At 68.0% G+C, this 10,000-nt stretch carries 10 protein-coding genes; 3 read left to right on the forward strand and 7 right to left on the reverse strand.

Annotated elements, in window-relative coordinates; all coding sequences use genetic code 11:
• Positions 1-301 precede the first annotated feature (301 nt).
• Positions 302-841 (forward strand): DUF411 domain-containing protein, encoded by a 540-nt coding sequence (locus V3B48_RS09890; protein ID WP_329893657.1) that lies wholly within the window; start codon positions 302-304, stop codon positions 839-841.
• Positions 842-969: 128 nt separating this feature from the next.
• Here V3B48_RS09890 and blaL1 read toward each other — a convergent pair whose 3' ends face one another.
• From blaL1 to V3B48_RS09910, 4 genes are all read right to left on the reverse strand, one after another.
• Positions 970-1,842: a L1 family subclass B3 metallo-beta-lactamase gene (blaL1, locus tag V3B48_RS09895; protein ID WP_285301692.1), complete on the reverse strand. Its 873-nt coding sequence runs from the start codon at positions 1,840-1,842 to the stop codon at positions 970-972.
• Between the two features lie 95 nt (positions 1,843-1,937).
• The gene (locus V3B48_RS09900; RefSeq protein WP_329893658.1) at positions 1,938-4,367 is read right to left on the reverse strand and encodes a TonB-dependent receptor; all 2,430 of its coding nucleotides are present in this window, start codon (positions 4,365-4,367) and stop codon (positions 1,938-1,940) included.
• A gap of 71 nt (positions 4,368-4,438) precedes the next feature.
• Positions 4,439-5,290, reverse strand: a complete 852-nt coding sequence (locus V3B48_RS09905) for a FecR domain-containing protein (RefSeq protein ID WP_049422184.1) — start codon at positions 5,288-5,290, stop codon at positions 4,439-4,441.
• Positions 5,287-5,811, reverse strand: coding sequence for an RNA polymerase sigma factor (locus tag V3B48_RS09910; protein ID WP_049401449.1), 525 nt, complete (start codon positions 5,809-5,811; stop codon positions 5,287-5,289). Before V3B48_RS09910 ends, V3B48_RS09905 begins: the two co-directional genes overlap by 4 nt.
• A 203-nt stretch (positions 5,812-6,014) precedes the next feature.
• Here V3B48_RS09910 and V3B48_RS09915 point away from each other — a divergent pair, with 203 nt between their 5' ends.
• A complete protein-coding gene (locus V3B48_RS09915) occupies positions 6,015-6,281 on the forward strand; it encodes a hypothetical protein (RefSeq protein ID WP_032129472.1) in 267 nt (88 codons plus the stop codon).
• Positions 6,282-6,290: 9 nt separating this feature from the next.
• Positions 6,291-7,463 (forward strand): low temperature requirement protein A, encoded by a 1,173-nt coding sequence (locus V3B48_RS09920; protein WP_329893659.1) that lies wholly within the window; start codon positions 6,291-6,293, stop codon positions 7,461-7,463.
• 99 nt (positions 7,464-7,562) lie between these two features.
• Here V3B48_RS09920 and V3B48_RS09925 read toward each other — a convergent pair whose 3' ends face one another.
• From V3B48_RS09925 to V3B48_RS09935, 3 genes are read right to left on the reverse strand one after another with little or no spacing between them, the layout of a single operon-like run.
• Complete coding sequence (locus tag V3B48_RS09925; RefSeq protein WP_329893660.1) at positions 7,563-8,108, reverse strand: DUF1697 domain-containing protein; 546 nt, start codon at positions 8,106-8,108, stop codon at positions 7,563-7,565.
• On the reverse strand, positions 8,105-8,746 hold the full coding sequence (locus tag V3B48_RS09930) for a response regulator (RefSeq protein WP_329893661.1): 642 nt from the start codon (positions 8,744-8,746) through the stop codon (positions 8,105-8,107). The genes V3B48_RS09925 and V3B48_RS09930 overlap by 4 nt, the downstream gene beginning before the upstream one ends.
• Positions 8,739-9,794 carry an ATP-binding protein gene (locus tag V3B48_RS09935; RefSeq protein WP_329893662.1) on the reverse strand — a complete coding sequence of 352 codons (1,056 nt, stop codon included), beginning with the start codon at positions 9,792-9,794 and terminating at the stop codon, positions 8,739-8,741. Before V3B48_RS09935 ends, V3B48_RS09930 begins: the two co-directional genes overlap by 8 nt.
• Positions 9,795-10,000: the final 206 nt, after the last annotated feature.

Genomic DNA, 10,000 nt, shown 5'->3' on the forward strand with positions numbered 1-10,000 from the left:
GCGACGAGGCAGCATCAACGGTCTGCCAGAGCAATGAGTGCGAATGCCCGCCGGCCAGCCTCGGCATGCTGGCCACCCTGAGCGGAACGCCAGCGTCACCCTGGCGTGAGGCGCCTTTGCCAGCCAACGCCCAGCAACGCGCTCCGCCGCCGTTGCCGGATCCGTTACGGCCGCCCATCGTGTGATTTCCTGCAGGCCTCAAGCGCCTGCCGTAGCTGCTCGACTCATTCTCGACTCTGCCTGTGCCTTCGATGCGCAGGCAGCGGGCCGCGTTGCCCGCATCTGCAAAGGAATCAACACCATGAACCGTTCTCTCTCCCTCGGCCTGCTGCTGGGCACCGTACTGGCCACGACCGCCTGCGCGCGCGCTGCAGAAGAATCGCCTGCCGCGCCGGTTGCCAGCCAAGCCCCGGCGGCACCGATCAAGTCCAGCCCGTCGCAGGTGGACCCGGCACTGCCCATTGCCATCGTGCACAAGACCGCAAGCTGCGGCTGCTGCGGCATCTGGGTCGACCACCTGAAGGCCGAAGGCTTCCAGGTGGATGTACGCAATACCGATGACATGAACCCGATCAAGGTCCGGCTGGGTGTGCCGGTCGGCAAGGCGTCCTGCCACACCGCCGAGATCGGTGGTTACGTGGTTGAAGGCCACATCCCGGCCGAGGACATCAAGCGACTGCTGGCGGAGCGGCCGGCAGCGCGCGGCCTGGTGTTGCCGGGCATGCCGGCCGGCTCGCCGGGCATGGAAATGCCGGACGGCTACGTGCAGCCGTACACCGTTGAACTGGTGCGCAACGATGGCACCACCGAGCCGTTCGCGCAGCACGGCCAGGGCGGCTGACAGGCGGCGGTGCCGGTCGTCCTGACCGGCACCCCTCGGAGAGCCGAGCCCACCCTCGGCATGCTCTTTGTAGAGTCGAGCCATGCTCGACTGCTCTGCTTCAGTCGAGCAAGCTCGACTCTACAGAATCAGCGGGCCCCGGCTGTTTCCTTGGCCAGCTGTGCGTCGAACTTCTGTTCGGCCGCATCCGCGTAGGCCTTGCAGGTCAGTGCCTTGGCGCTGGCCTTGCTGCCGGAGGCGTAGTCCCAGTTGCTGGCACCCGGATGCGGGGTCAGCAACACGTCGCAGGGCAACGCCCGCACCGTCGCGAAGCTGCGCTTGTAGTCCTCGACCAGGCGCGGATAGCGCGCATTGCCCTGCAGCTGGTAGCCCGGTGCACTCAGGCTGTCGGCGTAGGCGATGCGCACCGGCTTGCCCTCGCGGGTATCGGTCCAGGTCCACGCGGTGCTGCCCGGGGTGTGCCCCGGCATGAAGTGCGCAGTGAACGCGATGCCGCCCACCGTGATCACTTCGCCATCCATGACGATGCGGTCTGCACTGGCAGGCGGGTAGGTGATGCCATCGCCGAAGTGCAGGTCATCGCTGCCGCCACGCGCCAGCAGCACCGCCGATTCCGCGTTGGCGACCACGTGCGCGCCACTACGGCGCTTCAGCTCCGCCACCGGCCCGGCATGGTCGGCATGCGCATGGCTGAGCAGGATCAACCGCAGATCCTGCGGTGCCACGCCGCGTGCCTTCATGTTGTCGAGCAGGTGGCCGGCCATCTGTGGCATGCCGCCGTCGAGCAGCACCGCGCCCTCGGCGGTCTGCACCAGCAGTGCGGTCAGGTTCTCGGTGCCGATCTGCCAGGTGTGGTCAGCAATCTGCAGCGGTGCCATCGGCTGCAGCCAGGAAGCATCCACGGTGTAGGCCCGCAACTGCGGCAGGGGTGCCTCGGCGGCGCTGGCGTGCGCGACCGGAAGAACAGCGGCCAGTGTGACGGCGAGCAGGGAAAAACGCATGGTTCACGTCCGTTTGAAGGAGGCCCAGAAACTAGCATGGGCCTCCTTCATCGCGTCGCGCATAGATTTCATGGCTCCCATAAGGGCGCCATGGATCAGTACCGGTACTGCCACCCCAGCGTCAGCACCCGGCCACGGCCCGAGAAATAGCTCGGGTTCGACGGCGTGGTCTGCGAGTAGTAGCTGATGTACTGCTTGTTCGCCAGGTTCTGCACGCCCAGCGTGAAGGCGTGCTTGTCCAGCACGTAGCGGGCCACAAGGTCCACCGTGGTGTAACCCTTGAACTCCGCCACCCGCGCGCCACGCAGGTCGAAGTCGCGGTCGAAGGCGTGGCTGGCCTGCAGGCGGGTGCTCAGCTGTGGTGTCCAGCTCTGCTCCCAGAACGCGGTCAGCCGGTTCGGCGCGATGTTGACGCCGGCCAGGTCGCTGTCGAGGCGGCCATCGACGTCGGCATCGTAGCGGCCGTTGGCACGTGCATAACCCAGGCCCAGCCGGCTGTCGCCCAGGCGCAGGCGCAGGTTGCTTTCGAAGCCCTCCACGCGGGTGGCCTGGCGCTGCACCGCATAGGCATCGATGCCCGGATCGTAGATCAGCACCGAGCCCAGCTTGGATTCGGAGGTGTAGTAGGCGATGTCACCGCTGAAACGGCCATCGTCGTACTCCAGGCCGATCTCGCGGTTGTCCGACACCACCGGTGACAGGTCAATCAGATTGTCCACGCGCTGGCCGTCCCGGTTGATCGCGCGCAGCACGCGGCCAACGTCGGCCACGGTGTAGCCTTCCGAATACGAGGCGTAGGCGTTGAGGCGGTCATTGATGTACCAGACCGCGCCGAAGTTGGGCAGGGTCTCGCTCATGGTCGGCTTGCCGCCGGCCACCTTGCGTGCGCCGTAGCGGGGCAGGGTGGTGTAGTCGCCTACTTCCAGCTCGCCCTTTTCGTAGCGCAGGCCGCCGGACAGCATCAGGTGGTCGGTTGGCCACCAGTGCAGCTGCAGCAGCGGCGACAGGCTCTGGTAGGTGGTCTGCGGCACCCAGTTCATGCCGCTGGCCAGCAGCACCTGGTGGGTGCGGTCGCGCAGGCCGTCCAGGCCCAGGGTCACGTCCAGCGTGGTGTCGGCGATGCGGGCCCAGCTCTGGGTCAGCTTGAAGCCGCGCTTGTCCGATTCGTTCTGGGTCTGGTCCCAGGCGGCGTTGGCGCCGGTGTTGCCCCACGGGTCCCACTGGCTGGCGCCATAGCGGCCTTCGAAGTCCACCGCGAAGGCCTGCGCCTGGAAGCGGCCACCGAGCAGATCGGCGGCGCTGTAGTCCAGCGTCAACGAACGCGAGCGGTTCATCGGCGGCTCCAACGGGGTATCGCCGGGCACCGAAATGGTCGGGCGACCGGTGCGGTAATCACCGTTCACCGCCAGGTAGTTGTCCAGCCCGCGCAGCTCGTAGCGGTTGGCCATCAGCTGCAGGCGGTGGCCCTCGGCAATGTTCCAGCCCAGCTTGGCGAACACGTTCGACGAGGTCGAATCCATCAGTTCGCCCTGGGCGTTGGTACCGATCGAACGGCCCTCGCCGTCGTGGTACAGGCCCTGCTTCTCATAGGCCAGGCCGGCCACCAGATCGAACTGCTCGCCGCGCACGCCGACCAGTGCCGAGCCGCGCTGGCCGTTGTCATCACGGCGGCTGGGCAGCGCCGAGCTGTAGCTGACGTTGGTGTCGAGCAGGAAGGCACCGGGCTCGCTGGGCGCGCTGCGGGTGATGATGTTGACGATGCCACCGGTACCGCCGATGCCCTGCAGTGCGTTGGCACCGTGGATGACCTCGATGCGTTCGATCATCGCCGGATCGATGGTGTGCGAATCACGTGAGCCATCGCGCAGCGGCGTCGACTGCGGCACGCCGTCGACCATGTACAGGATGCCGCGGCCGCGCATGGTTTCGCCGTAGTTGGACATCTTCTCGCGCGCCGGGGCAAACGCCGGGATCTGCGCCGACAGCACGCGCGAGACATCCGAGCCCAGCGCCAGCTGCTGCGCGATGTCCTCGCGGGTCAGCACGGTGATGGTGTTGGGCATCGCGGTCTCGCCCTGCGGCATGCGCGCGGTCGAGGCCGATACCGTGACGCGGGCCAGCGAAGTGGTCGTGGCAGGGGACGCTGCCGATGACGCGGTCCGGGCCGGAGCGCGGGGCTTGGGCGATGCTGGCGCGGCACTCACCACGAACACCCCCGGCGAGCGCTCCTGCATCGCCAGGCCTTGCCCGGCCAGCAGGCGCTGCAGGGCGTCGTGCGGGGTGTAGCGGCCGTCGAGGGCGGGCGCGTTGCGGCCGCTCACGCTGTCGGCCGCGAACAGCAGCTGGATGCCACTCTGCCGCGCCAGCGAGTTGAGCGAAGCCTGCAGCGGGCCGGCCGGCAGGTGCAGTTCGACAGGTGCGGACGCAGCGGTCTGCGCGGTGGCGGGCAGCGCCGCACACAGGCAGGCGGCGAGCAGGGTGGGGGCCAGCCGGCGCAGCGCGGCGGGCGGAACAGGGCGGGTCATGCGGGGGTCCTTCGGAAGGGTTCAAGCACTTGCCGGATGGGACGGCGCGCAACCCACCCTCGGCGTGGCAATCAATCGCGGGCGCGCAGATGCAGGCTGCCGTCGGCGGCGGTATGCACCTGGACCGGCAGGATCTCCGGCAACAGCGCGACCGCCGTCTCGGCACGATCGGCATCGAACACGCCCGACACCTGCAGCGGACCCAGTGCCGGGTCGTCCAGCACGATCGGACGGTCGTGATAGCGCTGCAGGATGCGCAGCACCTCGCTCAGTGGCATGCGGTCGAACTGCAGCCGACCGGTGGTCCAGTCGGCCCGGTCCGGATCCACGGCTTCCGGCGGAGACAGCGAGCCCGGCTGGGCCAGCAGGCGCTGCCCCGGCTTCAGCCGCTGCTCGGTGCCGCCGCCATCCACGCTGACACCGACCTCGCCGCGCCACAGCGTGACCTCACTGAGATCGCCCTGGCGGTCAACATCGAACACCGTGCCGTAGTTGCGTACCTGTACCGGCCCAGCATCGACCTGGAAGCGGCGCCACGCTGAATGCTGCACCTCGAAGCGCGCATGGCCCTGCGCCAGCAGCACCTGCCGCGAACGCAGATGGCGACGGACCTGCAGGTGGGTTCCTGCGTCGAGCAGCACACGGCTGCCGTCCGGCAGCTCGATGTCGCGGCGCTCGCCGACGGCGGTCTGGTAGTCACGCACCTGCCAGGCCGGGTCGGCCAGCAGCAGCGCGGCGGCCGCCAGCAACAGCACCGGCAGTACCCGTTTCGCGCCAGATCCGCCGCGGCGCCGCTGCAGCTGTTCCGGGCCTGGCAACGGGAAACGCTCCTTCAGTGCCTCCCGGTGTTGGTCGAGCATGTCCTCGGCGGACGGTTCGGCGGGCGCCGACGGCGGTGCCGGATCGGGTGATGCAGGGCTCACCGCAGCGCACCGTGCAGCCGGCAGTCGGCCATGGCCAGGCGCAGATGACGTTCCACCGCCTTCAGGCCGATGCCCATCCGCTGCGCCACCTCGGCCTGGGGCAGCTCGTGGATCTTGTGCAGGATGAACACCTGCTGCCGCCGGCAGGGCATGCGCTCGATGCTGGCGGTCAGCCGCTGCAGCGCCTGCTGGCCCTGCGCCTGGCGCTCGGGTCCGGGGCGCTCGCAGGCGCCTTCGGGAAGCTCGGCGCGGGGCTCTACCCAGTGCCGGCGCAGGTCCTCGGCGCGGCAGCGGTCGACCGCCGCATCGTGGGCGATCCTGCGCAGCAGCGCGATCGGTTGGCGGGCGTCATGCGCGGCCGGGCGTTCCAGCAGGCGCACACAGACATCGTGCACCACTTCGCGGGCCAGCCCGGGCGAGCGGAACCGGCGATGCAGGTAGTCCACCAGTTCCTCGTAGTGGCGCACCAGCGAGGTCACCAGCGGCAGCGCAGGTGGGCGGGGAAGTGTCGGCTGGGACATCCGGACGGGAAGCAAGGGTGAAAGGCGGGTGCCGGGAGGTCATCCCTGCGCAATGACGCAATACTAATGGGAACTGTTCGCGTTTGCCATGCCGCGATCATCAGGGCGATTGTTCGCCGCGCCTGGAAAGTGAATCCACGATCATCGGCTGGAGCGCAGAATCGCCCACGGCTAGCCTGCCTGCAGGCTCAAGGAGGTGGACCATGCATGTGCTTCTGGTGATGGTGGGTGGCGTCGTGCTGCTTGGGGTGTTCCTGCTGTTCGGGCGGCTGTGGAGCGTGGGCACCTCACAGCTGCCCACGGCCCTGATCGCGTTCATTGCCACCTGGCTGCTGGTGACGGTGGCCAACCTGTGGGTAGGCGTCAGCAAGGCCGGCTACGGGATGCGCGAAGAACTGCCGATCCTGCTGCTGGTGTTCGCGGTGCCGGCCCTGCTGGCCGGTCTGCTCTACTGGCGCCTGGCGCGCTGAAGGAAAGCCATGAGTACACGACTGCGATTGCCGGCCCTGCGCCAGCGCGACGGCCACCATGCGCGCGTGACCTACGAAGAGCTGTTCTTCGACCTGGTCTACGTGTTCGCGGTCACCCAGCTCAGCCACCACCTGCTGCATCACCTGGATCTGGCCGGCGTGCTGCAGACCCTGGTGCTGTGGTTTGCGGTGTGGCTGGGCTGGCAGTACGCCTGCTGGGTCAGCAACTGGTTCGATCCGGAGGCACCGCGCATCCGCGGCCTGCTGTTTGCCACCATGCTGCTGGCCTTGTTGATGTCCTCGTCCATTCCCGAGGCGTTCGCTGACCGCGCCTGGGTGTTTGCCGGGGCCTACGCCACCATGCAGGTCGGGCGTACCGCCTTCGTGCTGCTGGAGGTCGGTCGCACGCATCCCCTGACGCCGAACTTCCGTCGCATGCTGGCCTGGGTGAGCGTGTCGGCCTGCTTCTGGCTGGCAGGTGCGGCATCCGAGGGCAATACGCGGTTGGCGCTGTGGGCGGTGGCGGTGGCGTGCGAATACGTCTCACCGATGTTCGGCTTCGCGTTCCCGGGGCTGGGCCGCTCGCACACCCGTGAGTGGACCATCGAAGGCGGGCACCTGGCCGAGCGCTGCCAGCTGTTCGTCATCGTCGCACTGGGCGAGACGTTGCTGGCCACCGGTGGCGTGCTCAGCGAGGTCGAACAGTGGAGTGGGGCGGTGGTGTCCGCAGTGCTTGCCACCTTCGCCGGCACGATCGCCATGTGGTGGCTGTACTTCGGCATCTCCAGCCGCGACGCCACCGAGGCCATCAGCCATGCCGAAGACCCGGGCCGGATGGGCGCCAACTTCCACTATGTGCACGCGTTGCTGATCGCAGGGATCATCGCTACGGCGGTGGGCAATGACCTGGTCATGGACCACCCGCATGCTGTGGTGACGCCGGTGTATGCGGCCGTGCTGGTGGCCGGCCCGTTGATCTACCTGCTGGGCAGCGCGCTATACAAGCGGGTGGTATACGGGCGCGCACCGTACTCGCATCTGATCGGCGCGGTGGCGCTGGGCGTGCTGGGCGTGGTGTTGCCGCAGACCCATCTGTTGGCCGCTGGCTGGTTGACCAGTGCGGTGCTGCTGGCGGTGGGGTTGATGGATACGCGGTTGAAGCACCGTCTGCAACGGGCGTGATCAGCCCTCTGCCGGGCAGAGCCGAATGTTGGTCGACTGCTCTTCCACAAGGTTGTGGAAAATCCCGCGCTGCGCGCGATAGTCGACTGACAGTCGACTCTACCGCCGCCCTCTACCGCCTGAGGTGGCCTGGCCGAGCGCGGCGGCCATTGCCGCAAGCTTGCCGACCGTGTTGAGGTTGCGGGCGGTGCCTTGCTGGGCATAGGGAATCCGCAGGCGTGAGTCGGCCATGCCGTCGCCATAGTGGACGAAGAGCTCGCGGGTACCCAGCGCCAGCTGCTCATCGCGCAGGCCGGTCACCCCGGTCAAGGGATCAGTGGGCAGTGCCTCATCCACGAACAGCGCGACCACGCGATTGCCGGCGGCGTGCGGGAACGGATTGCCGGCGGCAACCGCCGCGATCTCGGCTGCCGAGCGCACCAGCACACCCACCGGTTTTCCTGCATAGGCCTGCAGCCGTTGGCCAAGGGCTTTCCGCACGCCGGCTTCGTCAAGTCCGCTGCGGAACACCACGTTGCCGCTGGCGATATAGGTGCGGACGTCGGTGAAGCCCGCGTCCTCGCACATCGCCACCAGTTCAACCATCGGCAGCTTACCGGTACCTCCGACATTGACTGCTCGCAGCAGTGCGACATGCACGCTCATGGGGAACCTGCCTGCAGGCGGTCGTACATGCGTACCAGATCGACCAGCGTACGCGCGCCCATCTTGCGCATCACCTGCGCGCGGCGCACCTTCACCGTGATCTCGCTGACCCCGAGGTCGCCGGCGATCTGCTTGTTGAGGCGGCCGCGCACCACGCCGTCGACCACCTCGCGCTCGCCGGCGTTGAGGGTGTTCCAGCGCTGCTGCAGGGCGTCCAGCGCCTCGCCGTCACGGCGGCGCTGGCGGTCGATCTCAATGCCCTTGTGGATCGCATCCAGCAGTTCCTGGTCACGGAACGGCTTGGTCAGGAACTCGATGGCACCGTCCTTGATCGCATTGACGCCCATCGCGATATCGCCGTGGCCGGTGATGAACAGCACCGGCAGCTGCAGGCCGTGGCTGCCCATCGTGCGATGGAACTCCAGCCCGCTCTGGCCGGGCATGCGCACGTCCAGCACCAGGCAGGCCGGTGCATCTTCCAGTTCGTGTTCGAGGAACGCCTGGGTGGAAGCGAAGGCCCGTACCTGCAGGCCCATCGAGGCGAGCAGGTCTTCCAGCGCGGCGCGCACCGACGGATCGTCGTCGATCACGTAGACGATGGGCGCTGGATCGGCGGCGGGTGCAGCGGGCTTACGCATGACGGCGTTCCGTGGCAACGGGCAGGTCAAACACAAAGCAGGCACCTCCGCCGCTGGGGCGCTCGGCTCGGATCCTGCCTTCGTTGGCCTCGATCATCGACCTGCTCAGGCTCAATCCCAGCCCCAGCCCGTGTGATTTGGTGGTCCAGAACGCATCGAACACACGCTCGGGATGATCGGCGGGCAGGCCGACACCGCGGTCACGCACGCTGAGGCTGATCCGCTGTCCGTCGCGTTGGGTCAACAGGGACAGGCGGCGATCGGCAGCCGGCACTGCTTCCATCGCGTCCACCGCATTGAGGATCAGGTTGCCGATCACCTGCTGCACCTGCACGCGGTCGGCCTGCACCAGCGGCAGGTCGGCATCGAGCAGCAGGGCCACGGCCACGCCGTGCTGGTCCAGCTCGCTGCGCGACAGCGCCAGCATTTCCTCCACCGCCTGGTTCAGGTCGAAGGCGCGTCGTTCCGGTGCCGCGCCCTGGGTCAGGCCACGGATACGGGCGATCACGTCACCGGCGCGATGGGCATCGGCCAGGATGCGGGCCACGGTCTGCCGTGCCTTGTCCACGTTCGGTGGGTCCTGTGCCAGCCAGCGCTGGCAGGCTTCGGCGCTGCTGGCGATCGCCGCCAGCGGCTGGTTCACTTCATGTGCGATGGAAGTGGTCAGCTCGCCCACGGTCGACGCGCGCGCCACCCGCAGCAGGCGGCCCTGTGCTTCCTGCACCGCGGCCTTGGCCGCTTCCATCTTCAACGCGAGGTAGGTGGTGATGCCGATCACCAGCATGCCGATCACCGAGTTGACCAGGCCGATGCGGTAGGTGCCGAAGCGGGTGAGGAAGAAGCTCAGGGCGGTGAGTGCGATGCAGGCGATGGCCAGGCTGATCAGCCCGCGTGCGGCGAGTACGCGCGATGCGGCGAGGATGACCGCTGCGTAGAAGCAGGCGGCGGCGACCGCGTAATCGGTGACGGTATCGACCAGGAAGATCGCCGCCATCACGACGATCAGGGCCAGCAGCACCAGAGGGCGGCGGGGCGACAGCGATGGCATCGGAACGGCTCCCTGGCGTGGGGGGAAAGGATAGCAAAGCTGCCTCAGGCAGATGCCGACCGTGCTTGGCGTGCTCCTGTGCTGTCGGCACCCACCAAAGCGATGCCTGGTAGTGCCGGCCGCTGGCCGGCAGCTGCAGGATCGTCCCGGAGTCTATGAGGTTGCCGGCCAGCGGCCGGCCCGTCCCCGGTCTGTGCCGACCCAGG

It is taken from the genome of Stenotrophomonas sp. SMYL20, from assembly GCF_036320045.1.
In the GTDB taxonomy this organism is placed as follows: domain Bacteria; phylum Pseudomonadota; class Gammaproteobacteria; order Xanthomonadales; family Xanthomonadaceae; genus Stenotrophomonas; species Stenotrophomonas maltophilia_A.